The sequence below is a fragment of the Aminivibrio pyruvatiphilus genome (assembly GCF_004366815.1).
Classification (GTDB): domain Bacteria; phylum Synergistota; class Synergistia; order Synergistales; family Aminobacteriaceae; genus Aminivibrio; species Aminivibrio pyruvatiphilus.
Genome location: NZ_SORI01000005.1, coordinates 56,204 through 78,171, shown reverse-complemented (window position 1 = coordinate 78,171; position 21,968 = coordinate 56,204). Strand labels below are relative to the sequence as shown.

Annotated in this window: 21 protein-coding genes, 1 pseudogene and 1 riboswitch; of the genes and pseudogenes, 9 read left to right on the top strand and 13 right to left on the bottom strand. The window is 61.0% G+C overall.

Annotated elements, in window-relative coordinates; all coding sequences use genetic code 11:
* Positions 1–69: 69 nt before the first annotated feature.
* From C8D99_RS05445 to nuoE, 9 genes are all read right to left on the bottom strand, one after another.
* Positions 70–1,386: a choice-of-anchor Q domain-containing protein gene (locus C8D99_RS05445; RefSeq protein ID WP_133957110.1), complete on the bottom strand. Its 1,317-nt coding sequence runs from the start codon at positions 1,384–1,386 to the stop codon at positions 70–72.
* Positions 1,387–1,639: 253 nt separating this feature from the next.
* On the bottom strand, positions 1,640–4,318 hold the full coding sequence (locus C8D99_RS05440; protein WP_133957109.1) for a tetratricopeptide repeat protein: 2,679 nt from the start codon (positions 4,316–4,318) through the stop codon (positions 1,640–1,642).
* Positions 4,319–4,668: 350 nt separating this feature from the next.
* Positions 4,669–5,133 (bottom strand): hydrogenase maturation protease, encoded by a 465-nt coding sequence (locus C8D99_RS05435; RefSeq protein WP_133957108.1) that lies wholly within the window; start codon positions 5,131–5,133, stop codon positions 4,669–4,671.
* A complete protein-coding gene (locus C8D99_RS05430; RefSeq protein WP_133957107.1) occupies positions 5,130–6,563 on the bottom strand; it encodes a Ni/Fe hydrogenase subunit alpha in 1,434 nt (477 codons plus the stop codon). The genes C8D99_RS05435 and C8D99_RS05430 overlap by 4 nt, the downstream gene beginning before the upstream one ends.
* Before the next feature lie 15 nt (positions 6,564–6,578).
* Complete coding sequence (locus tag C8D99_RS05425) at positions 6,579–7,118, bottom strand: NADH-quinone oxidoreductase subunit B family protein (RefSeq protein WP_133957106.1); 540 nt, start codon at positions 7,116–7,118, stop codon at positions 6,579–6,581.
* A 2-nt stretch (positions 7,119–7,120) separates the two neighbouring features.
* Positions 7,121–9,109: a molybdopterin-dependent oxidoreductase gene (locus C8D99_RS05420; protein WP_133957105.1), complete on the bottom strand. Its 1,989-nt coding sequence runs from the start codon at positions 9,107–9,109 to the stop codon at positions 7,121–7,123.
* A gap of 18 nt (positions 9,110–9,127) precedes the next feature.
* Entirely contained in the window at positions 9,128–10,921 is a 1,794-nt protein-coding gene (gene nuoF / locus C8D99_RS05415; RefSeq protein ID WP_133957104.1) for an NADH-quinone oxidoreductase subunit NuoF, read from the bottom strand.
* A 17-nt stretch (positions 10,922–10,938) separates the two neighbouring features.
* Entirely contained in the window at positions 10,939–11,313 is a 375-nt protein-coding gene (locus C8D99_RS05410) for a (2Fe-2S) ferredoxin domain-containing protein (RefSeq protein ID WP_133957103.1), read from the bottom strand.
* An 18-nt stretch (positions 11,314–11,331) separates the two neighbouring features.
* Positions 11,332–11,802 carry an NADH-quinone oxidoreductase subunit NuoE gene (gene nuoE, locus C8D99_RS05405; RefSeq protein WP_133957102.1) on the bottom strand — a complete coding sequence of 157 codons (471 nt, stop codon included), beginning with the start codon at positions 11,800–11,802 and terminating at the stop codon, positions 11,332–11,334.
* A gap of 204 nt (positions 11,803–12,006) precedes the next feature.
* Here nuoE and C8D99_RS05400 point away from each other — a divergent pair, with 204 nt between their 5' ends.
* Both C8D99_RS05400 and C8D99_RS05395 read left to right on the top strand, forming a co-directional pair.
* Positions 12,007–13,029, top strand: coding sequence for a molybdopterin-binding protein (locus C8D99_RS05400; protein WP_133957101.1), 1,023 nt, complete (start codon positions 12,007–12,009; stop codon positions 13,027–13,029).
* Complete coding sequence (locus tag C8D99_RS05395; protein WP_133957200.1) at positions 13,026–13,436, top strand: Fur family transcriptional regulator; 411 nt, start codon at positions 13,026–13,028, stop codon at positions 13,434–13,436. Before C8D99_RS05400 ends, C8D99_RS05395 begins: the two co-directional genes overlap by 4 nt.
* Here the strand turns inward: C8D99_RS05395 and C8D99_RS05390 are convergent.
* The 3 genes and pseudogenes from C8D99_RS05390 to C8D99_RS15650 all read right to left on the bottom strand — a co-directional run bounded on the left by C8D99_RS05390 (position 13,409) and on the right by C8D99_RS15650 (position 15,115).
* Positions 13,409–14,374, bottom strand: a complete 966-nt coding sequence (locus C8D99_RS05390) for a ketopantoate reductase family protein (protein WP_133957100.1) — start codon at positions 14,372–14,374, stop codon at positions 13,409–13,411. The genes C8D99_RS05395 and C8D99_RS05390 overlap by 28 nt on opposite strands.
* 36 nt (positions 14,375–14,410) lie before the next feature.
* Positions 14,411–14,971: pseudogene (locus C8D99_RS05385) on the bottom strand (peptide-methionine (S)-S-oxide reductase MsrA); the annotation flags it as partial.
* Between the two features lie 12 nt (positions 14,972–14,983).
* Positions 14,984–15,115 (bottom strand): hypothetical protein, encoded by a 132-nt coding sequence (locus tag C8D99_RS15650; RefSeq protein WP_274542668.1) that lies wholly within the window; start codon positions 15,113–15,115, stop codon positions 14,984–14,986.
* A 137-nt stretch (positions 15,116–15,252) separates the two neighbouring features.
* On the opposite strand from C8D99_RS15650, the gene C8D99_RS05380 reads away from it, so the two are divergent.
* Positions 15,253–16,035 carry an EFR1 family ferrodoxin gene (locus C8D99_RS05380; RefSeq protein ID WP_166670019.1) on the top strand — a complete coding sequence of 261 codons (783 nt, stop codon included), beginning with the start codon at positions 15,253–15,255 and terminating at the stop codon, positions 16,033–16,035.
* A gap of 100 nt (positions 16,036–16,135) precedes the next feature.
* Entirely contained in the window at positions 16,136–16,378 is a 243-nt protein-coding gene (locus C8D99_RS05375; protein WP_133957097.1) for a hypothetical protein, read from the top strand.
* A 38-nt stretch (positions 16,379–16,416) separates the two neighbouring features.
* On the opposite strand, the gene C8D99_RS05370 is transcribed toward C8D99_RS05375, so the two are convergent.
* Positions 16,417–16,782 carry an MliC family protein gene (locus C8D99_RS05370; RefSeq protein ID WP_133957199.1) on the bottom strand — a complete coding sequence of 122 codons (366 nt, stop codon included), beginning with the start codon at positions 16,780–16,782 and terminating at the stop codon, positions 16,417–16,419.
* Between the two features lie 143 nt (positions 16,783–16,925).
* Between C8D99_RS05370 and C8D99_RS05365 the strand changes: the two genes are divergently transcribed.
* The 5 genes from C8D99_RS05365 to C8D99_RS05350 all read left to right on the top strand — a co-directional run bounded on the left by C8D99_RS05365 (position 16,926) and on the right by C8D99_RS05350 (position 21,924).
* Positions 16,926–17,135 (top strand): TOBE domain-containing protein, encoded by a 210-nt coding sequence (locus tag C8D99_RS05365; protein WP_133957096.1) that lies wholly within the window; start codon positions 16,926–16,928, stop codon positions 17,133–17,135.
* 27 nt (positions 17,136–17,162) lie between these two features.
* Positions 17,163–17,309: a hypothetical protein gene (locus C8D99_RS15400; protein ID WP_208321093.1), complete on the top strand. Its 147-nt coding sequence runs from the start codon at positions 17,163–17,165 to the stop codon at positions 17,307–17,309.
* Positions 17,310–17,330: 21 nt separating this feature from the next.
* Positions 17,331–17,452: riboswitch (molybdenum cofactor riboswitch) on the top strand.
* A gap of 78 nt (positions 17,453–17,530) precedes the next feature.
* Entirely contained in the window at positions 17,531–18,550 is a 1,020-nt protein-coding gene (locus tag C8D99_RS05360) for a molybdopterin-binding protein (protein ID WP_133957095.1), read from the top strand.
* Between the two features lie 27 nt (positions 18,551–18,577).
* Complete coding sequence (gene fdhF / locus C8D99_RS15520; RefSeq protein WP_133957094.1) at positions 18,578–21,325, top strand: formate dehydrogenase subunit alpha; 2,748 nt, start codon at positions 18,578–18,580, stop codon at positions 21,323–21,325.
* Positions 21,325–21,924: an FmdE family protein gene (locus tag C8D99_RS05350; protein WP_133957093.1), complete on the top strand. Its 600-nt coding sequence runs from the start codon at positions 21,325–21,327 to the stop codon at positions 21,922–21,924. Before fdhF ends, C8D99_RS05350 begins: the two co-directional genes overlap by 1 nt.
* Positions 21,925–21,968: the final 44 nt, after the last annotated feature.

Below are 21,968 nucleotides of genomic sequence, written 5' to 3'. Positions count from 1 at the left end.
ATATAAAAGAGGAAGGTGCCCGCACCTTCCTCTCAATTTTCATGAGAAACCGTCATCTTCCCTTTCAGCCTATGGACGTCTCAGAAGCAGGAGCGGCAGCAACAGCAGAAGGCCGAGCGGCATGGAGCCCCCGGCAGCCGAGCATCCGCCCCCCGAGGACGAAAGAGGTGCCGGGGGGGCCGAAAAGGAGGATTCGTAGGCCCCGATGTCGACTCCCGACCCCTGGGGGCGGGCCGTTCCCCGCTGGTCCTGGGCTGGAGCGCCATCGGAGGTGCCTGCGTCTATGGCCGAACTGCCGGCGAGAAGGGCGCAGGTGAAGGTCCGGCCCCCGTTGTCGGCAAGGTCGGCAAGCTTCGGGTCCGCCGTTATGATGGAGGTTCCTCCGGCATACCCTCCCTGCACGACGCAGAAAGAGAGCACGGGCGATGCCGTGGGGTGATTGTGGATGACCCCGATGGAGGCGCCCCAGAAGATGGTGTTCTTTATTTTGGGGCTGCTCGTCCCGAGGTTGCCGAGGTCCCCGCCGACGAGGTCCGACGTGTTTTTGTAGAAGGTGCAGTTTGTCAGCCGGGGAGAACCGTCCCGGGAGTGCATTCCCCCGCCGATCACTCCCGCCCGGTTGTTGTAGAATGTGCAGTTCACCGTCACGGCGCCGCACTCCTCGTTGCTCATGCCGCCGCCCCCGAAGTGGGCCATGTTCTGCCTGAACGTGGAGGACTCCACTACGGGATTGCTCCCCCGGTTCTTCATTCCTCCGCCCAGGGAATAGGCCACGTTGCCGAAAAAGGTACATCCTGCTATGGAAAGATTTCCGGCGGTGTTGTACATGCCGCCGCCGTCTTCCGTGGCCGTGTTCTGAAGAAAGGTGCATCCCGTCACAACGGAAGCGCTGCCCTGGTTGAACAGCCCTCCCCCCAGCCGGGCCCGGTTCCCCAGGAAGGTGCAGTTGGCGATCCTGGGGTCGCCGAAATTGATCATCCCGCCTCCGTGGGTATCCTGGAGGGCTCCTCCGTCGGCGTTGCCTCCCGTAATCACAAAGCCGTCCATGACGGCCGTCCCGTCCGTGCCCATCTCGGCGAACACCACGTGATAGCTGTTGATGCCAGCCTGGATCTCCCCGGAAAGAATGGTGGGGTTGGCGTTCCAGTCCCGCTCCTTCCTCAGGTTCTCGTTTCCTGCGAAGCCGCCGTACAGGGCCACCCCGTTCTTCAGGATGAACGTGGCATCCCTGTTGTTCGGATCCGCGGTGGGCCGGTACGTCCCCTTGGCGATCCAGTATTCAGTCAGGGCAGGATGAGGGAGCGCCAAAGTCTGGACGAACTCGCTCTCTCCCATGGCGTTGTCCCAATCGCCTCCGTGCTTCGTTCCGGCGCCGTTCTGGGTCACACACCGCACAGCCCCCTCCGACTGAAGAGGAGCACACTGCGACATCAGAAAAACCGCAACAGCAAGGGCAAATATCCTCCGGATTCCCGGCATGGTCATCCCGGTCACCTCTCTTTCCCTCAGGCAGGCCCCCGGGTGCCGGGAGCGCAGATGGACTCTCCCCCGCAAATGCTCAGTTTTGAGTATATGGAAAAATCAGAACAATGTAAATCACCCTAGAAAACTCACCCTTTAAACTCTTCTTCCCCGCAGCTTACCGTGTCCTGACCGTGGCGAATTTGAACTTGTACTGGGTGAACTCCTGCTTCGTGGAGACCCCCGTGATACGGGACTTCATCACCATAACCTCCCTCCCCAGCTCCGGGGAGTTTTCAATGGGCAGAGCCCCACCCACCTGGCGGATGTAGACCAGGCCGTGGTCGATCACCCTATGATCCCTGTCCCGGGTGACGTATTCACCATACATCCTCGAACCGGCACCCTTGACGTTTCCCGCCGCCTGGAGGAAACCGATGGTCTCCTGCCCCTTCTTCAGCATGTCCGCAGCCTGAAAGGGCCCCCCGAAGGGACCGGACCCTTCGCTCTCCTTTCCTCCCTTCTGCCTGAACACCTTTTCCCGGACAAACTCAGTGGCCTTGTCCAGCCGGTCCCCCAGATCCTTCACGTCCGTCAGCTTCGCCCCCACGTCGAAGACCGACGTCGACCCGCCAGGCTTCGACGCGGCACTGAAGGTGGTCATGGTCCCGGAACTGTCGTCGTAGACCGACCCCCTCGCGCCTCCTTCACCCGTGATGATCCAGGTGCTCTTCGACCCGTCGGTGTAGGCCGTGTGCTTGTCCGAGAAGGGGAGTGTCCCCTCGAAACCGATAAGGGGCAAATCCCCCGCTTCCTTGAACATGGGGAGGGCCGTTCGTTCGATCTCCACCGGGTCGACGTCGAAGGCGTATTTCGGCAGGACCTTCGGGGGCGGGTTCAGCCTGTTGAGACCTTTGCTCAGTTTCGCCAGTTCTTCCTGGTACCGCTGCATCCTCTCCAGGGCTCCCTGGAGGGCCGGTGGGGAGATAGAGCACAGGAAAGGCGAGGACATGCCCAGGGGAGCTTCGTCCACAGCCCTGACGAAAACGGAATCTCCCGCGTTGGGGACAGGGTACCCCGCTGTGGGCCAGATGTCCATCCAGTCCACGGCAAACATTTCCCGCCTCTTGTCCGCGAGGTCATATACATTCCCGTCCGTCATGTATTTCAGCAGGCCGCCCGCCTTCAGCCAGAACTCCTCTACGATAGTTTTCCGTTCGTCATACTTGCTCTTGGGGATTTTCAGGTACTCCAGGGTATACCGGCGGGTGATGTCCAGCAGCATCTTCTGGTGGTCGAGGCATGCCGAGTAGAAGCGGATTCCCTTCCGGTACCATTCCGCCTCCTCCTTCGGGCTTCCCTTGGTCTGCTTCAGAAAGGCTTCGTGAAAATCGTGCTCCTGTTTTCTGAAAGAAATGCACTGGGTCATGTAGGCATCCACATAGTCTTTCAGAAGGTCGTCCGTGGGGTCCTCCTCCTGGAGCTTCCAGTTGAGCTCCCTCATTTTGAAGTGGTAGTACGATTCCAGAACCAGGTATGCGTAGTACTGGCGCATGTTCTTCATCACCGGCAGGGCTCCCCGGCTTCCCCGCTTGCCGAAGACGGCCTTTTCGAGCCGGCCCAGCTCAGCGGAGATCTTCGCGAGTTTCGCCGCTCTCCTTTCCGCATCCCCCAAGAGAAAATCCATGGAATTCAGGTAGTGGTCGGCGCTCCCGAAGACAGGGAAGGGGTTGATCCGGATCTGGGCTCCCGGCGTGTCGGCGCCGTTCTCCCGCTCAGGGTCGCCGTACTTCTTCGCGATCTGGTACAGGATCTCCAGATGCTCTTCCGGCAGGGGGTATTTCTCCCCCTGGGTCACATCAAGGTTGCCCACTTCCTCCAGGTAATCGTCGAAGAGGCGCACGGACAGGTCGTCGAAACAGTCCCTCGCCGACTTCATGAGCGTCTCGGCGGCAAGGACGCTGCTGCCGTCCCGAAGATGGCAGAAAGTGAGTACCTGGAAGGCGGGGCCAAACTCTGGATTTTCGGAGAGGGCCTGGGTTGCGTAGTTCCGGGCCGCACCGAAGTCGTTCCGGTCAAGGAAGGACATGGCGATGTTGGTCAATATGACAGGGTTCCGGGGTTCCAGGGAGAGGGCGGAAAAGTAGAAGAAGAGGGCGTCATCGGGTGAAACCTCCCGAATCATCCCGGCGAAGTTGTTCAGGAGCAGGGGGTGGGGGTAGGCGGAGACGGCAAGCCCTGCCGCCCTCACCATGCCCGCGTCGGCGATGTCGTAGAAGGAGGCCACGGCCATGGAATCCGCCAGACCGAGGGCCCACCGGGCTTTTTCCCCTTCGTCCCCGGCGTTGTATCCTTCCGCCGCCGGCGGCAGCGGTGCGTCGCCCACAGCGCCCGTTTCCCGGGTTTCCTTCTTCGAATCCTGCTTCTTCGCGGCACCCCTGCCGGCTTTCATCATGGCCGCAGGCCCCAGAGCACTCATCTTCTTCGCCAGCTCGAACCCCTTCACGGCCTCCTCGATCTGCTCCGGGCCGAGCCCCGCATTCTTCATGGCCTCCCGGTATTCTTCGATCTCCCGGAGGTCCTCCTCGCCGAGGGCAATCTTGTCGAGTCCCAGGGAGGCGAAAAACTCTTCCTGGGGAGACAGGATTTTCCCTCCAGGCAGCGCTTCCTTTTTTTCCGATCCCCTCGGGCTGAGACGCTCTCCGGCGGGAAGGGCGTTAATATGGCCGATCCGCGCCCCTATCTCCTCCCGAAGGCTCATTCCTCCGCCGTCCGCCGAGGCCGGACATACAGGCTCCCCCCACAGAATACCCGCCAGAATCAGGACCGCCGCAACCCCTTTTGCCGCTCTTCCCATGCCCTTCGCCGCCTTTCGCGCCGTCTGCCGGACCGCCCCTGTTTTCCTCCCGCCCCCCTCCGCTGAAGCCTAATTCCGTTGGCAGCGGGGAGCGTCACCGGTGCTCGCTTGGGCCGCCGGTGCAGATTGTCGTCCTTGACAACTGCACCTGAAACCGACATCCGTGTCGGTTTCTCGGCCTGGGCGCTGTGCCCAGCGACACTCCCTCTGCCTGGAAAAACTGCGGATACAGGGGAGGGGGGCCTGTCTTTTGATTCATTATATTCCGATATTCATCCGCCGGAGTATCCCCCCCCCCGGCTTCACAGAAAAAAAACCCCCGGCTTCCGCCGGGGGTTTTGCGCCGCCTGCTACTGTAAATTTCTGTCTCTCAGCCATTCATCGAAAGCGGCGAGGGCGCAGTTCATCCGTTCATTGCATGCCGCAGTCAGGCCTTCGCCGAAATCGAAGGATTCCCCCTCCACGCTGACGAGTACCGACGGTGGCACTTTCCCCCATAGCCTCGCGGCGAGGGCAAGAATCCACTCCGGGCCCACCGAGTGGATGTTGAGTCCTTCGAGAGCGGGGTCGGGAGAAATCTCCCGGATATCGTATCCGTTCCCGCTCCCGGTACCGGGCACCCGTGCGTCGGTGAAGGCCAGCAGATCGTACTTCCCGAACTCCTCCGCCATTTCGGGCAGAAGCTGGTGCTCCAGGCGGACCTCCGCCTCTCCTCCACGGAAAGCGATCAGTTCAGCCACGGCAGGGGCGAGAAGATGCCCCACCCCGTCATCGGTCCGGAAGGGGTTGCCGTAGCCGCAGACGAGGACCTTCACTCCTTGGTGACCGTCCTCACCACGTCGCCGCGGCTGTTCCGCACCTCGAGCTTCAGGGGCATCTTTCCGACGGCGTGGGTGGAGCAGGAGAGGCACGGGTCGTAGCAGCGGATTACGTGCTCCATGCGGTTCAGTGCCCCTTCCTTCACGTCGGAGCCCGTGATGTAGTCCCTGGCCACCTGTTCCACGCCCCGGTTCATGGCGTAGTTGTTGTGCCCGGTGGCCACAATGAGATTCGCCCGCTCGATGGCACCCTTGCCGTCCACCTCGTAATGGTGGATAAGGGTTCCCCTGGGGGCCTCCACCACTCCGACACCCTCGCGGTTCGTTACGTTTCCGGTGATCCTGAGGTCGCTGCCGAGGACGTCCGGGTCGTTCAGGAGCTCTTCGAGACGCTCCATGGAATAGAGGATCTCGATGAGCCTGGCGTAGTGGTAGTAGAGGGTGTAGTGGACCATGCCGTCATCGGTGGACTTCCTGAAGGCAGCCAGCTCCGCCGATGCTTCGGGAGTGGAAATGTCGTCGCAGGCGTTGATTCGTCCCAGGGGCCCCACGCGGTAGGATCCGTGGGGGAAGCCCAGGGGACGGTAGAAGGGGAACTTCAGGTAGCTCCACTCCTCCACGTGCTCCCCTATGTGGGCGCAGTATTCGCTGTCGTCGAACTCGTCGGTGATTCGTCCCCTGGGACTCTTGAGCCGGATGCGGCCGTCGTAGAGCTCCAGGTTTCCGTCCTTCACGAGGCCCAGGTAGGACGTCTCGAGGGTGGCGAACCGGGCGGCCAGTTCCGCATTCTCCGCCAGGTAGTTCTTCACCAGGTCGAGGGCCTTCCGGAGGTCATCCTTGAGCTTCGGCAGGGCGGCGATCATGCCGTCCTTCTCCTCCGCCCGGAGGCTGCGGTTCACCCCTCCGGGAATGCTGTGCCACGGATGGACCTTCTTGCCGCCCAGGGTCTTGATGATCTCCTGGCCGTATTTCCTCATGCCGATGCCCGCCACAGCCAGATCGGGGTATTCCTGGGCCAGCCCGGCCACGTTCCGGATGGCGGGGTCGGCGTCGAACCCGAAGAGCAGGTCCGGGCTCGACAGGTGGAAGAAGGAGAGGGCATGGGACTGGATGAACTGCCCCATGTGCATGACCTCCCGCAGCTTCGCCGCCGTGGGCGTGAGGGTGACGCCGAGAATGGCGTCGCAGGCCTTGGCGGAGGCGAGATGATGGCTCACGGGGCAGATTCCGCAGATACGGGGGGTGATCACCGGCATTTCCCGGAAATCCCTGCCCTTCGAGAAGACCTCGAACCCCCGGTACTGGGTCACGTGGAAGCGGACCCTGTCGACGGCGCCGCCGTCCGTCAGGTCCACGGTGATCTTTCCGTGGCCTTCGATGCGGGTGATGGGATTCACCACAATGGTGTTTTTCTTCGTGTTCTCCATGACTCGTTTCCTCCGCTAGTCGTAGCGCATGATATCCGTGGGAACGGTGGGAATCCGCCCCTCCAGTATCTCGCTGAAGACATAATAGATGGTGTCCGCGTCGGGCGGGCATCCGGGAACGTAGACATCCACCTTGACGGCCCGGTCCACGGGGATCGCCTGGGGCAGAAGCGCCGGGAGATCCTGGCGGGGAAGTACGCCGTCGGGGTTCACCGTGCTGACGGTGTCCACGTATCCTTCCTTCAGCACCTGCTCGGCAGGCATAAAATTCCGCATGCAGTTGATTCCGCCGAAGACGGCACAGTCTCCCCAGGCAATGAGGATCTTGCACCGCTCCCTCAGCTCCTTCGCGAGATGAAGCTCCTCCTCGTTGCCGAGGGCGCCCTCGATGACCCCCACCTCGACCTCGGGGAAGGTCTTGATGTCGGTGATGGGCGTGGCGGTGAGCTCCACCTTGCCGAGGAGATCCACTATCCGTTCGTCGATGTCGAGAAAGGACATATGGCAGCCCGCACAGGCCTCAAGCCAGACGGACGCGATTTTCGGCTTCGCCATGGTCATCGTACCTCCTTCAGCGAGACGGTCCTGGCCGCGGTGGACGGGGACTTCGCCTCGTAGACGTTTTCGCAGGGAGCGGCCGAGGCGGGCTGGAGTGCGAGACCGAGCTTGCCGGCCAGCTCATTCATGATGACGGACAATCCCTTCAGGTTGCCCTTGGGAGGCACGATCATGTTCATTCTGCGCCGCTCTCCCTCCAGGGTGCAGTAGTGCCCGCTTCGTTCGAACCACGCCGGGGCGGGAAGGAGCACATCGGCCATGTTCACCAGTGGATGGACCATGAAGGGGGTGTGCACCACCACAAACCGTGCCCTGGTCATGGCCTCCAGGGACCGTTTGTCCTCATCCACCATGCCGGTGGAGAGCACGTAGAGGAAATCGAGCTCGCCGTCGCCGAGCCAGTCGCTCTCACCGATGACCGTGTTGAGTGCACCGAGGCAGTTTCCTCCCCGGAGCATGGGCACCACGCCGAGACCGTCGTTGAAGAAGGCCTTCGAGGCGACTGCCAGGTTCAGGGCTTCCGTGACGAGGGCGGGATGTTCCGCGAGGCTTGAACCGATGACGAACACGGGCTTCTTCGCTTCCCGGAGAATCCGGACGGCTTCCTTCATGCCGGGGTCCTTCGGTTCATCTCCTCCTTCAACGGCCTCTTTCAGAGAGACCAGCACCTTTTCCATCTCACCCCCGAGGGCGGCCCGGATATCCGCGTCGGTGATCCCGTCGAAGGGGTTCTTCCCTGCGGACAGGTTGATAAGCTTCGCTCTCTCGATGATGGTGGAGACCCGGATATAGCTCGCTGCCACGGGGGCCTCCTCCTGGGGGTTCGCCCCGATGACGACAATGGCATCGCTCTCGAGGATGTTGTGCGCCCCGGTGAACGGCCGTATTCCCTGGTCGGCGAAGGGCTGGAAACCCTTCACGAATCCCCGGAGCATGTTGCCGTAGAACCCGTCCACCTTCTCCATATTCATGGTGTCCCTGAAGAAAGAGGAGACCACGGAGAGTTCTTCGTCGGTGGACAGCTCGGAGAGGAGAGCGCCTGCCCTGTTGGCCTTCGATGCGGAACTGAGCTTCGATGCGATGAGATTCAGCGCTTCCTCCCAGGAAGCTTCCCTGAAGGAAGAACCGGTTCGGATCATGGGAGCCGTGAGGCGGTCCCGTTCTGTGGATTTGGGCAGGCCCCAGCGTCCCTTGTGGCAGAGCTGGCCCCCGTCGGGGCTGTTCGCCGAGAGACCTTCAACCCGCGCAACGCTTCCAGTGCGGACATAGGCCTTGATCCTGCAGCCGAGAGAACAGAGCGGGCAGATGCTCTCCACCTGGTCGTCACAGTCGTTCCGCCGTCCCCGGTAGACGAAGTCCCGGAGGGTTATGGTTCCCGTGGGGCAGACCTGGGCGCAGGCGCCGCAGGACACGCACGTGTCGCTCTCGCCGAGCATCTTCCCGAGATCAGCGGTGATGTTGGTTCCCCATCCCCTCTTTTCGAGGTCGAGGGTATGGGCCCCGACTTTCTCTGCGCAGACCCGGATGCACCTCAGGCAGAGGATGCACCGGTTGTGGTCCAGCTGGATGTTCGGGTCCGTGGCGTCGTTATGGAACGGCTCGTACAGGAAGGGGTAGCGAACCTTGTCCATGCCGTGCTCGATGGCGAGCCGCTGGAGTTCGCAGTCTCCCGTCTGGGAGCAGAACATGCAGAAGTGGTTCCTTCCCGCGAAGAGAAGCTCCAGGATCTGCAGGCGGTACTGTTTCAGCTTTTCCGTCTTCGTATGTATCTTCATTCCGTTCTCCGCCGGGGTGGTGCAGGCGGTGAGGAGCTTGGGGTTCCCCTCCACCTCCACGACGCACATGCGGCACGAACCGATGGGCGTCAGCCCCTCCATCCAGCAGAGGGTCGGAATGTAGATGTCGTTTCTCCGGGCGACCTGGAGAATGGTGTCTCCTTTTGCCGCCCTGCATTCGACTCCGTCGATGACGAGCGTGATATCACTCATGTCGATCCTCCTCAGGTACTACTTCTTCTCGATAGCGCCGAAGGGGCACTTCTCGAAGCAGGTGCCGCAACGGATGCACCGGTCGGTCTCGATATGGTACCCGGAGTTCCGGTCGCCCGGGATACACTTGACGGGACAGTTCCTGGCGCAGATGCCGCACTTCTTGCAGGCCTCCTGGATGATCCTGTATTCCAGCAGGGCCGCGCAGGCTCCGGCAGGGCACTTGTGATCCCTGATGTGGGCGACGTACTCGTCCCGGAAGTACCGGAGCGTTGTGAGCACGGGGTTGGGGGCAGTCTGCCCCAGGCCGCAGAGGGACATGTCCTTCACCATGTGGGCGAGGCCCTCGAGGGTGTCCAGGTCCTCCATGGTGCCCTTGCCGTCGGTGATCTTCTCGAGGAGCAGCAGCATGTGCTTGGTGCCTTCCCTGCAGGGAACGCATTTGCCGCAGGATTCCTTCTGGGTGAACTCCAGGAAGAACTTGGCCACGTCCACCATGCAGGTGGTTTCGTCCATGACAACGAGACCGCCGGAACCCATGATGGCCCCGAGGGCCGTGAGGCTCTCGTAGCTCACCGGGGTGTCCAGATGCTCCTCGGTGAGGCATCCTCCGCTGGGGCCGCCGATCTGGACCGCCTTGAATTTTTTGTCGTCCAGTATGCCGCCGCCGATGTCGAAGATGATCTCCCGGAGGGTGATGCCCATGGGCACTTCCACGAGGCCGGTGTGCTTGATCTTTCCCGTGAGGGCGAAGACCTTCGTTCCCTTGGACTTCTCGGTTCCCATGGAGGCGTACCATGCCCCGCCGTTTCTGAGGATCGGGGGAACATTGGCCCAGGTCTCCACGTTGTTGATGTTCGTGGGACACCCCCAGAGGCCGGAATTGGCAGGGAAGGGAGGCCGCGGCCGGGGCATCCCCCTCCGCCCCTCGATGGAGGCCATGAGGGCCGTCTCTTCGCCGCAGACGAAGGCACCGGCCCCTTCCTTGACGTGAAGGGTGAAGGAGAAGCTGCTGTCCATGATGTTCTCCCCCAGGAGGCCGTAGGCTTCGGCCTGGGCCATGGCCGTTTTCAGCCGCTGGATGGCCAGGGGGTACTCCGCCCGGCAGTAGATGTATCCTTCGTCGGCGCCCATGGCATAGGCCCCGAGCATCATGCCCTCGATGACGCTGTGGGGGTCGCCCTCGAGGATGGACCGGTCCATGAAAGCCCCGGGGTCCCCCTCGTCGGCGTTGCAGATGACATACTTTTTGTCGCCTTTCGCGGAGGCGCAGAAACTCCACTTGAGACCCGTGGGGAAACCGCCGCCTCCGCGCCCCCTCAGGCCGGAGGTCTTCACCTCGTCGATCACCTGGGCGGGCGTCATGCCGGCAAGGGCTTTTCCAAGGGCTTCGTAGCCGCCCCTGGCGACGTATTCCTCGATGTTGTCCGGGTTGATGTAGCCGCAGTTCGCCAGGGCGATGCGGTGCTGCTTGCCGTAGAAGGGGATTTCCTTGTAGTGGGGGATGAAGGGCATATCCTCGGAGCCCGAGTACATGAGCCGCTGCACCGGGCGTCCCTTGTAGATGTGCTCCTCCACTATCTCCGCCACGTCCGACTTCTGGACCCGGCAGTAGAAGGTCCCCTCGGGATAGACCACCACGATGGGTCCCATTTCGCACATTCCGTGGCATCCCGTGGGCACTACGAGCACTTCCTCGGAGAGCCCCCTGTCCCTGATGGCGTTCCTGAGACACTCCGTTACGTCCCGGGCTCCGCTGGACACACATCCGGTGCCTCCGCAGACCAGGATATGGGAACGATAAATAGGCATGATTCCTCCTCCCTCCCCTAGTCGGCCCGGCCGATGGCCATTTTTTCAACGACCCGGCCGTTCACCACGTGCTCCGCTATGATGGTGGGAACATCTTCCGGCTTCACCCGGCCGTAGGTCACCCTCTGGCCTCCCCGGATCACGTCGAGCAGGGGTTCGTCCTGGCACATGCCGATGCAGCCCGTGGTCTGGACCGCCACATCGCCGATGTTTCTCCTCGCGAGTTCGGCCATCACTTCGGAGAGGATTTCCCTGGCCCCGGCGGCGATGCCGCAGGTCCCCATGCCCACGATAATCACCGTTTCACCGCCGGACCGTGCGGACGAAAGGTCCCGGGACGATTCCCTCAGCTTTCTCAGATCGTCGAGGTTCCTGATTTTCATTTGCGTCATGGCGTTCTCCTCCGCTTTCTACTCGAACTTGTCGAGGATGCCCTTCACCATGTCGGGAGTCAGGCGGCCGAACGTCTGGGTGTCGATCATCATCACCGGCGCGAGACCGCATGCGCCGAGACAGGCCACCGGCTCTATGGTGAACCGCAGGTCCTCGGTGGTCTGGTTCTCCTCCACTCCCGTGATCTCCTTCACGCTGTCCAGTATCTTCAGGCTGCCCCGGACATGACAGGCCGTTCCCCGGCAGACCCGCACCACATGGCGTCCCCTGGGCTTGAGGTGAAACTGGGCGTAGAACGTTGCTACACCGTAAATCTCCGAGGACGGTATTTTCAGTTCCCTGGATATGGTCTCCAGGGCCTCCGGCGGAAGATATCCCATCTGCTCCTGAACGGCCTGCAGAATGGGAATGAGACCTCCCTTGCCGTTCCGCCAGGGTTCGGCGATTTTCCTGGACCTTTCGCGGATCTCATCAACGCTGAAAGCCATGATTCCCCTCCTTTTCCCCTTTACTTCTGCCTTTGCAGGCATTGTGCATACGGTCACAATTGGATTGATGATAGCATAAACGTCATTCTCGTTCAATAAACAAACAGAACTGTATACCCCATACATTCTGCACCCATGCTATAATTCCATTGCAACCATGTTGCAGTCATTCAAGGCAACGAGAAGGCGGGGGACACTTTTTTTATGGCGAAAATCAGCTACGTTCACGTGGAAGACGCGCTCGGCATGACCCTTTCCCATGATATGACCCAGATCGACGTGAAGACGGGATTCAAGGGCGCCCGCTTCAAAAAGGGGCAGGTTCTCCGGGAGGAGGACATCCCCATGCTGAAGTCCATGGGGAAGGAATCCATCTCTGTTCTGGAACTGGAGGATGGGGATGTCCACGAGGACGATGCCGCGTCAAGGCTGGCCGAACGTCTCAGCGGCGAGGGGATTTCGTCTGAGGCGCCGGAGGAGGGGAAAGTGTCCCTCTCGGCCCTCTGGAACGGGCTCCTGGTCTATGACGAAGAAAGTATTCACAGGATCAACGACGATCCCGACTGGATCGTCGCAACAGTGGCCAACAAGGTTCCCGTGAAAAAGGGCGAGCGGGTTGCGGGCATCAGGATCGTCCCCCTCACCATGAGGAAGGAACAGGTCAGCAGGGGCGAAGAGGCGACTCTGCCCATGACGGTGTTTCCCTTCGCCCCTCTCAAGACAGCCCTGGTGACCACCGGAAAGGAACTGGCTGAAGGAAGGATCCGTGACGGTTTCGCCCCGAAGCTTCAGGGCAAGCTTGCAGGGTACGGAGCATCCCTTATGGGGCATGCGGTGGTGGGGGACGAAAGAGAAGAGATCGCCGACGCCATCCGGACGTTCATCGAACAGGGGGCGGAGCTGGTGATCGCCACGGGGGGCATGAGCGTGGACCCCGACGACAGGACCGCCGGCGCCATCGCTTCGGTGGCGGATGAGGTCAGGTTCAGAGGTGTCCCCGCGATTCCGGGCGCTCATCTCATGCTCGCCCTCGCGGGCGAGACGAAGATCGTGGGTGCACCCGCCTGCGTGGTCCACGACGAGTGGACAAGCCTGGACCCCCTGCTGAACCGTCTCTTTGCGGGCCTCATTCCCACGGCTGCGGAAGTGAGACGGTGGGGCGTGGGAGGAATGTGCAGGAAATGCAGGGAGTGCAACTATCCCGTTTGTGTCTTCGCGGCCCGATGAGAAGCCCGGAAGACCTTCTCAGGGAAAGGGGAATACGGCCCACGGAACTCCGGAAAGAGGTGCTGCGCATTCTTTTCGGGGAAGGGAGACCCCTTTCCTGGAAAGACACGTTCACCCGCTTCACGGGGAAGCGGGTGAACAAGGTGTCGCTGTACAGGACCCTGTCGCTGCTCGAGGAAAAGGGGCTGGTCCACAAGGTCCTCGGCACCGACGGAGCATGGCATTATTGCGCTCACCTCCCCGAAGGAAACAGGTGTCCCGGAAACCACCCCCATTTTCTCTGCCTGGCCTGCGGCAGGATGATCTGCCTGGAGGACCAGCCTCTTCCCACGGTGCAGGTTCCCGAAGGATGCGTCGTGGAGGGGAAGCAGCTCCTCGCCTACGGGCGCTGTCCCTCCTGCTCGTAAACGCAGCCGCAGGGGTGATCCGCCCTCATTCTCAGGGCGTCGTACACGCCCCGGGTGAGGTGAACATCGCCTCCGAGACGCTCTCCCTCCCGGACGACGAATCCCAGGAAGGTTTCGATTTCCGTTCTGCGCCCCTTTTCACAGTCGAGCTGCATGGATGATTTCGTGTCCGGCGGGAAGGCCACTCCCTTTGCAAGGGACAGCTCGACTATGTCCGCCGGAAGGGAAACTCCCTTGAGCACTGCAAGGGCCTGTATCTCACGCATCATCCCCTCGAGCATGGGCTGGCTGTCCTGCCCCGCGAGAACTTCGCCGAAAGATCTTCCGAAGAGAGACGTTACCCCGGCAAAGGGCGCCATGAAGATGAACTTCGTCCAGACGGCCTCGTTCACGTCATCCACGAGAGCCGCATCTATCCCCGCCTTCCTGAACATTTCCTCCACGGGCAGGTACTGCTCCCTGCCGCCGGACACGGGGCCGAAGAAGAGCTTCCTGCTGCCCCCCGTCTGGCGGACCACCCCGGGCCCCTCGATCCGGGCGGAGATGTATACGCACCCGTTGAGCATCCGGCACGGAGGCAGTGTCCCGGCCAGGATTTCAGGACTGTTCACCCCGTTCAGCAGCGGAAGGACCGCTGTCTCCGGTCCCACGAGGGGGGCGGCCGTCCGGGCGGCCATCCGGAGGTCGTACCCCTTTACCGCAAAGACCACAAGATCGGCTGTTCCGATTTCAGCGGGATCGTCGGTAGCAAGGAAGGGCCTTGCGAGGAACTCCTCGTCCTGGGCCAGCACCCTCAGCCCCTTGTCCGTGATGGCCCGGAGATGCTCTCCCCTGGCGAGAAACACCACCCGGTGCTCACTGCCGCCTTCAAATGCCCGGGCCGCTTTGCCGCCGTAGTACCCGCCGACACCGCCGAGCCCAACAAACACAGTCTTCATCCTCTTCTTTCCTCTCCCCTTCCTGAAGAATGCCGCTTATTTCACCCTGGTACGGAGTCTTTTCTGCGCCTCCTCCGAAAGACCGAGCAGCGGAAGAAATCGTTCCAGTTCCTCCTTCGAACCCAGTCCCGCAAGAATTCCGTTGGCCTTCGCAGCGGAGGGGGAATTGACGAAACCGTCCCGCTCCGGAAACATTTCACTGTATTCCCTCATGAGGATGTAATCCCTGCGAAGGTAGTATTTCTGATGGTACCCCTCGGCCATGTAAAAGCGGGCCAGGGGTTCGATGGCCGTAAAGACCTTGCCGCCTATGGCGGTCTCGAGTTTCGCGGCCGAACGTTCCGCTGTTTTTCGCTGCTCTTCGTCCGCCGGAAAAATGGCGGACCGGTACTGGACGGACCATGGACGGGCCGCCGGGTTGTGGCTCGTCCAGAACACTTCCAGGAGCTCGCCGTAGGAAATCTTTGCCGGGTCGAAATCGACCTGAACGGTCTCCGTATGATCCCCTATATCGTCGTAGGTAGGATCCGGAGTGGTTCCCCCGGCATATCCCACCCTGGTGCGCACCACTCCGTCGAGAAGCCCGAACCGGGCGTCAGGTCCCCAGAATCACCCTAGGGCGAAGGTGGCTGTACGGAGTTCCTGAGGAATCTGCCGGTCCAGGGGAGGAAGCTCACCGGCCCACGCCCTTCCGGCAAAAAACACGACTGATGCGGCAATTACAGCTTCAAGTATTTTCATTTTCTCCACCTCCCGTAATTTCTTTCCCTATTATTTTACACTACCGTCATCTTTCTTTCCGGGGAGACAATCATCTCCGGCTTTCCTGCTGTACAATGGGGCCCATAAATATCCCCGAAGGAGGCGCGGCTCCCGAAATGAAGGAAAGGTCAGTGGATTTCTACTTTTTCAGCGGAACGGGAAACACCCTGCTCGCGGCCCGGGCCGTGGCCCGGGGGCTCAGGGAAGGAGGGAAGACGGTCCGGCTCCGCCGGCTGGAAAAAGGGTTTCTACCCTTCCAGGACGACAGGACCGCCCTTGGAATCGCAGTCACAGTGGCCATGTTCTCCACCTACCCCTTCGCCTGGGAATTCCTCGAGAGCCTCCCCGACGGACAGGGCCGGAGCGCGTTCCTGATCTCCACCATGGGAGGAGCGTCCGGAGGCCTCCGCCCGGCGGTGAAAAAACTTCTGCTTTCGAAGAACTTCACCCCCCTGGGGGCTCGGGATTTCGTCATGCCGTCAAATTACAACAACACAACCATACCCCTCGAGAGGAACAGGAAAAAAATCGAAACAATGGAGAAGAACGCTTCCGCCTTCGCCGACGCCCTCCTGGAGGGAAACGCCCCGTGGAAGGGAGGCAATGTCCTTTCCCCGCTCCTCTACCGTCTCTCCCGGCAGCAGTGGCCATGGAAGCTCATGAGGGGCAAGTATCCCCTCGCCGTGGACAGGGAGAAGTGCATCAAGTGCGGCAAGTGCGCCAGGCTCTGCCCGGCGAAGAACATCCGCATGGCGGAGTATCCCGAGTTCCTGGACACCTGCGTCTCCTGCCAGCGGTGCATCGCTTTCTGTCCGCCCCAGGCCATCGGCGTGCAGGGGAAGGAGTACCGACAGTACCGGTCGGTAGAGTACGGAGAGCTCGTCTCGGAAAATCTCTGAAAAAGGAGGGGACGCCGTGGCTGTTCGAAAAATGAAGCTCTACATGGAAAAGCCCATGGGTTCGGCCTGCTGAAGCAATTTCCTGTACGGAGAGGAGGAAATGAAATCCTTTCCGCAGGCGGCCGCCCGTGAGGCGGCAGGGCCGTTGCTTGTAAAGCTCCGTGACCGGTACGGGGAATCCATGGAAGTGAACATCTACGATCCCCGATGCTACTTCTGGATTTTCGACCTCATCCGGTTCAATATCCGGGCGGAACCCACGTGGATCCTCGACGGGAAGCTTCTCTGGAGGGGAATTCCCTCCTGGGACGAACTCCGGGAAAAAATTGACGGGTCCCGGTGAGGGGACCCGTCAATTTTTTCCTCTTCCGGAATTTTTCCTCAGGGCAGAACCCTGCACTCCCCGCAGAGCTCCTTCCATTCCCCGTTTTCGTCCCGGATCTCCGCCCTGGCCTCGTCTCCCTTGATCCACCAGAGCAGTTCCCCGTCGTCGGTATACCGGGCGCCGGATCCGGAGATCACCTGGGGCAGGGTGTACTCCCGGCCGTCGGGAAAGAGAATCTTCACGAACCGGAGGCTCTCGTCGGACAGGCTGTAGTACCGCGCCACCAGCCGGTCACCGTTGGCGCAGACATAGGTGACCGGCTCCCCGCCGGAAACTGTGAGGGGCTGGTTGTTTCCGCCCGCCGGCCCGGACAGCGCACAAACCGCGAATAGAATAACGCACAGGATCCCCGCTTTTCTCATGGCTTTCACGATACTATTCCTCCTCTGCATTCTTCCCTTTTCTTTCCGGGATTGTTCCGTTGCAAAAAATCATATCATCGCCATAATAGAAGGGGAAGATACCGGTTCACCAGGTACCGGAAAAGAAAAGGAGGTTGAAGAGAATGAAACTGAGCGCCCGGAACCAGATACGGGGTACAGTCACTGCAGTGAAGGAAGGGGCCGTCGAAGCCCAGGTGACCATCGATATCGGCGGAGGGCAGTCCATGGTATCCGTTATCACCATGGACTCTCTCGCCAACCTTGGAATCAGGGTCGGTTCCTCTGTCTACGCAGTGGTCAAGGCAGACAGCGTCATGCTGGCGGTGGACTGACCTAACAGGGAATATACCGCCGTTACCATGGAAAGAAGGGGCTCCGGCGAATGCCGGAGCCCCTTCTTTTTCCCTCCGGAAGCAAAAGAGGACACCGGGCTGGAAAAAAAAGAGAAAATACCCTATAATGGCAGACAGATTGAGATAATTTTCCCTATTAATGCTGTTTTATAAAAAGGGAAAGCGCTCTGTCACCCAATATAGCGCCTCCGAGCCGTATTTCCTGTGGAGTGAATCTCTATGGACTGCGGCCGTCAGGGTATGCCTGGAAACGGGCATGCCTCCCGTGTTTGGCAAGGAGGACGGAAAAAACCGCGTGAAGCCACGGGGACCGTCATCATTGCCGATGAACGGTCCTTTTTTTTGTCGAAAGGCGGAATCGCGGTGATCCGGACATGATAGTAAAAACCCTCCCCGTGGAACAGGCCGTCGGAAAGAAAATCTCCCACGATCTCACCCTCATCGACCCCGAGACGGGCTTCAAGGGCGCCCGTTTCCGGAGAGGCCATGTTATAGCTGAAGACGACGTTCCCCTGCTCAGGCGGATGGGAAAATGCAACATCCCCTTTCTTGAATTCTCCCCCGACGAGCTGCACGAAGACGAGGCCGCCCTGCTCCTCGGAGAGCGGATGAGAGGAGCCGGGCTGGAACTGCGGGGCCCCGAGGAGGGGAAATGTACCCTTGTCGCCGTCCGGGACGGCCTCCTTCTTTTCAGCGACAACGACATCGACTTCATCAACGACGATCCGGACTGGCTCTTCACCACCCGGCCCAACAAAACCCCCGTCACGAAAGGCATGGCGGCCGCAGCGTTCCGCATCGGCCCCCTGTCAATGGAACGCAGCCGTGTGAACCGCGCCCGGAACGCGTCCCCCATCTCCGTTCTCCCCTGGTCTCCCCTCCCTGCGGCTCTTGTGACCACGGGCCGGGAAATTTTCGAGGGTACGGTCCGGGACACCTTTCTTCCCAAGCTTAGAAAAAAACTCGACGTCTACGGGGCTCCTTTCCTCGGACAAACCCTTTGCCCCGACGACCGGGATTCCATTCTCGGAGCCGCTGCGGCATGGTTTGAAAAAGGAGCCCGGGTCATAATCTGCACCGGCGGCATGAGCGTCGACGCCGATGACCTGACCCCCGGGGCCATAGAAGCGATGTGTGACGAAGTGGTGTTCCGGAGAATCCCCGTGATCCCCGGAGCGAATCTTATGCTTGCCCGCAGGGGGGAGGTTTTTGTCCTCGGCGTTCCCGCCTCCGCTGTTTTTTTCGAGCGGACATCCCTGGACATGGTCCTCGACAGGCTGTATGCGGGCATTCCTCCTTCGGGAGCGGAGGTGAGACGCTGGGGGAAAGGAGGTCTGTGCAGGAACTGCGTTTCGTGCTCCTACCCCGGATGCGCTTTTTCATCACGGAGCTGACATTTTACCCTGAAAGGAGTTTGAGAAATGGGAACACACAGGATCAAGGCCGTCATCAACGGCCGGGAGATTACTTCAGAACCTGGCGTGACCATTCTGCAGGCTGCCCGGGCCAACGGCATACGGATTCCGTCGCTGTGCGACCACCCGGCCCTGCCGCCCAGCGGCGCCTGCCGCGTTTGCCTCGTGGAGGTGGAAAAGAACCCGAAGCTCCTTCCCGCCTGCACCACTCCCCTGACGGACGGCATGGTGGCCGACGCCTTCAGCCCGAAGGCCCTGGCGGCACGAAAAGCCGTCGTGGAGATGATCCTCATCCGCCATCCTCTGGACTGCTTCTCCTGCGAGTCGAACGGCCGGTGCGAGCTGCAGAACCTCGCCTACGAGCTGGGGATCGAAGAATCCCCCTTCCGGGACGACGGCGACGTGTGCACCGAGCACGAACTTGACGACACCAACCCCTTCTTCATCCGGGACATGAACAAATGCATCCTCTGCGGCCGGTGCGTCCGGGCATGCGACCACCAGTCGGGGTACCACGCCATCGACTTCCAGTTCCGGGGCATCAAGACCATGATCCATCCGCCCGTGGGAAGCAAGCTCGAGGAATCGGACTGCGTCTTCTGCGGCCAGTGCGTCCAGATGTGCCCCGTGGGAGCCCTCACCGAGAAGAAGGCCGTCGGCCAGGGACGGGCATGGCAGACGAAAACGGTCCGCACCACGTGTCCCTACTGCGGCGTGGGCTGCCAGCTCGATCTCCATGTCAACGGAGACAGGATCGCCCGGGTGACCGGAACGGAAGACGGCATGCCGAACAGGGGCAGGCTCTGCGTCAAGGGACGGTTCGGCTACGACTTCATCTACTCCGACGAACGGCTCACGAAGCCTCTTATCAGGGTGCGGAAGGGCGAGAAGAAAAGCCCGGACGATGAATTTCGCGAAGCTTCATGGGACGAGGCCCTCGACCTCGTTTCATCCCGCCTGAAGGAGGTGATGCAGAAGCACGGCCCGGACGCGGTGGGAGGAGTCAGCTGCGCGCGCAGCCTCAACGAGGACTCGTACAGCATGCAGAAGCTCTTCCGCATGGTCTTCCAGAATCACAACGTAGACCACTGTGCACGGGTCTGACACGCTCCTACAGTAGCGGGGCTACTGACAAGCTTTGGAGCGGGCGGCATGACCAACACCATCGGGGAATTCGCCAAGGCGAAGCTCCTCTTCTGCATCGGCACCAACATGACCGAGGCTCACCCAGTCGCGGCTACCTATTTGAAAAACGGCGTCAGGAACGGAACGAAACTCATCGTCGTCGACCCGAGGAGGCAGGAGCTGGCCGACTACTCGGACATCTTCGCCCAGCTTCGCGTCGGCTCTGACATCGCCTTCCTGAACGGCATCATGCACGTCCTGATCAGGGAAAACCTCTACGACAGGAAATTCGTGGAGGAAAAGTGCGAGAACTTCGAGGAATTCGCGGCGAAGATCGAGGAGTATCCGCCCAAGCGGGCCTCGGAAATCAGCGGAGTTCCCGAGAGCACCATCGTCGAGATCGCACGGATGCTCGGGACCGTCAAGCCGGCCATGGTCATCTACACTCTCGGCATCACGGAGCACGTGTCCGGCAAGCGGAACGTCATGACCCTGGCCAACCTGCAGATGCTCCTGGGGAACATGGGAATCGAGGGGGGCGGCGTCAATCCCATGCGGGGGCAGAACAACGTCCAGGGCGCCTGCGATATGGGGGCCCTTCCCAACATGTTCTGCGGCTACCAGAAGGTGGATTCGCCCGAGATCAGCAAAAAGTTCGCCGGCTTCTGGGGCGTGGACAGCCTTCCGGAAAAACCGGGGCTGAAGATCGCCGAAATGGTCAACGGTCTGCCCACCGGCAGGCTGAAGGCCTTCTGGATCTTCGGGGAAAACCTCGTGGCCACCGAGCCCGATCCCAGGCATGTCTCCCACTGTCTGAATTCGGCGGAGTTCCTGGTGGTGCAGGACATTTTCCGCAACGAGACGACGCCTTTCGCCGATGTCATTCTTCCTTCAGCAGCATGGTGCGAGGACGACGGAACCTTCACCAACACGGAGCGGCGGGTGAGCCGGGTCCGCAAGATCAGGGAAGCCCCCGGCGAAGCGAAGCCCAACTGGTGGATTTTCAAACAGGTGGCGAAACGCTTCGGGTATGAATGGCCGTCCAGCAGCGGCCGGGAACTCTGGGACAGCGAAATTTCCGTCCTCTGTCCGGCCTTCGCGGGGATCAAGTTTTCCCGCCTCGACAGCATCGGCGGCATCCAGTGGCCCTGCCCGAACGAAGAGCACCCCGGAACCCCCATCCTCCACAGGGACGGCAAATTTTCCCGGGGAAAGGGGCTTTTCCAGGCCATCGACTGGGTTCCCAGCAGCGAGCAGCCCGACGGGGAGTATCCCATGGTGCTGAGCACCGGCCGCCGCCTGGTCCATTACCACTCCCGGACACAGACCGGCAGGGCAAAGGGACTCAACGAGCGGATGCCCGAGGAATTCGCCGATATTTCCGTCCAGGATGCCGAGAGGCTGGGCATTTCCCACGGAGAAGTAATACGGGTCGCGTCCCGGCGCGGCGAAGTTAAAATTAGGGCGAACGTTTCAAAGCGCATCGCTCCGGGTATGGTCTGGATGTCCTTCCACTTCTGGGAGACCAACGCCAACCACCTTCTGAGCGGCAATATCGAACATTTCGATCCGGACACCATGACGCCCTCCTTCAAGGCGTGCGCCGTGAGGATCGAGAAGATCGCCTGATGTTCTGCGGCCCCTTTTCCTCCTACGAGGAGTTTTTGAAGGAGCTTGAGCGGTTCCACGGCAAGAAGGCCCCCGGGGGAGTGCTAGCCCTCCACATGGTCGCCCTGGCACGGGAGCACCTCCCTGAAGGCATCCTGGTGGACGTAATCTGCGAGACGCGAAAATGCCTCGCCGACGCCATCCAGCTGCTCACCCCCTGTACCGTGGGAAACCATTGGATGAAGATCGTGGACACGGGAAGGTTCGCCGCCGTGTTCTACGACAAGCAGACCGGGGAGGGCGTCCGGATCTCCCTCAGCATGGAACGGCTGAAAGAGTGCCGGGCGGTGAACGAATGGTTCCTCAAGCTTGTACCGAAAAAGGACCAGGACCTTGAGGCGATTCTGGACGGCATCAACAGGGCGGGAGGGCGGCTGTTCGACGTCTGTCCCGTGGAGGTTGCCCCGGGGCTGCTCGAAGTCCGGCCGAAGGTGCCCCCTGTCATCTGCCCCGTGTGCGGGGAAGCCTACCCGCCGTACCACGGTCCCGTCTGCCGTGGATGCCAGGGAGTCACGGAATCCTATTACAGGGAACTGACCGTGTCAGGTACAAAAAAGTAAAGGGTCATATCACCAGAAGAGGGAGGTCCGGACTGTCCGGGCCT

What these genes read in the sequence shown, in the direction of transcription:
- C8D99_RS15650 (WP_274542668.1), bottom strand. Translation starts at nt 15,115, where the DNA reads ATGAAAATACTTGAAGCTGTAATTGCCGCATCAGTCGTGTTTTTTGCC.
- C8D99_RS05400 (WP_133957101.1), top strand. Translation starts at nt 12,007, where the DNA reads ATGGCGAAAATCAGCTACGTTCACGTGGAAGACGCGCTCGGCATGACC.
- C8D99_RS05395 (WP_133957200.1), top strand. Translation starts at nt 13,026, where the DNA reads ATGAGAAGCCCGGAAGACCTTCTCAGGGAAAGGGGAATACGGCCCACG.
- C8D99_RS05440 (WP_133957109.1), bottom strand. Translation starts at nt 4,318, where the DNA reads ATGGGAAGAGCGGCAAAAGGGGTTGCGGCGGTCCTGATTCTGGCGGGT.
- C8D99_RS05390 (WP_133957100.1), bottom strand. Translation starts at nt 14,374, where the DNA reads ATGAAGACTGTGTTTGTTGGGCTCGGCGGTGTCGGCGGGTACTACGGC.
- C8D99_RS05425 (WP_133957106.1), bottom strand. Translation starts at nt 7,118, where the DNA reads ATGGCGAAGCCGAAAATCGCGTCCGTCTGGCTTGAGGCCTGTGCGGGC.
- C8D99_RS05370 (WP_133957199.1), bottom strand. Translation starts at nt 16,782, where the DNA reads ATGAGAAAAGCGGGGATCCTGTGCGTTATTCTATTCGCGGTTTGTGCG.
- C8D99_RS05430 (WP_133957107.1), bottom strand. Translation starts at nt 6,563, where the DNA reads ATGGAGAACACGAAGAAAAACACCATTGTGGTGAATCCCATCACCCGC.
- C8D99_RS15400 (WP_208321093.1), top strand. Translation starts at nt 17,163, where the DNA reads ATGGAAAGAAGGGGCTCCGGCGAATGCCGGAGCCCCTTCTTTTTCCCT.
- C8D99_RS05420 (WP_133957105.1), bottom strand. Translation starts at nt 9,109, where the DNA reads ATGAGTGATATCACGCTCGTCATCGACGGAGTCGAATGCAGGGCGGCA.
- nuoF (WP_133957104.1), bottom strand. Translation starts at nt 10,921, where the DNA reads ATGCCTATTTATCGTTCCCATATCCTGGTCTGCGGAGGCACCGGATGT.
- C8D99_RS05410 (WP_133957103.1), bottom strand. Translation starts at nt 11,313, where the DNA reads ATGACGCAAATGAAAATCAGGAACCTCGACGATCTGAGAAAGCTGAGG.
- C8D99_RS05365 (WP_133957096.1), top strand. Translation starts at nt 16,926, where the DNA reads ATGAAACTGAGCGCCCGGAACCAGATACGGGGTACAGTCACTGCAGTG.
- C8D99_RS05375 (WP_133957097.1), top strand. Translation starts at nt 16,136, where the DNA reads ATGAAATCCTTTCCGCAGGCGGCCGCCCGTGAGGCGGCAGGGCCGTTG.
- C8D99_RS05350 (WP_133957093.1), top strand. Translation starts at nt 21,325, where the DNA reads ATGTTCTGCGGCCCCTTTTCCTCCTACGAGGAGTTTTTGAAGGAGCTT.
- nuoE (WP_133957102.1), bottom strand. Translation starts at nt 11,802, where the DNA reads ATGGCTTTCAGCGTTGATGAGATCCGCGAAAGGTCCAGGAAAATCGCC.
- C8D99_RS05360 (WP_133957095.1), top strand. Translation starts at nt 17,531, where the DNA reads ATGATAGTAAAAACCCTCCCCGTGGAACAGGCCGTCGGAAAGAAAATC.
- C8D99_RS05380 (WP_166670019.1), top strand. Translation starts at nt 15,253, where the DNA reads ATGAAGGAAAGGTCAGTGGATTTCTACTTTTTCAGCGGAACGGGAAAC.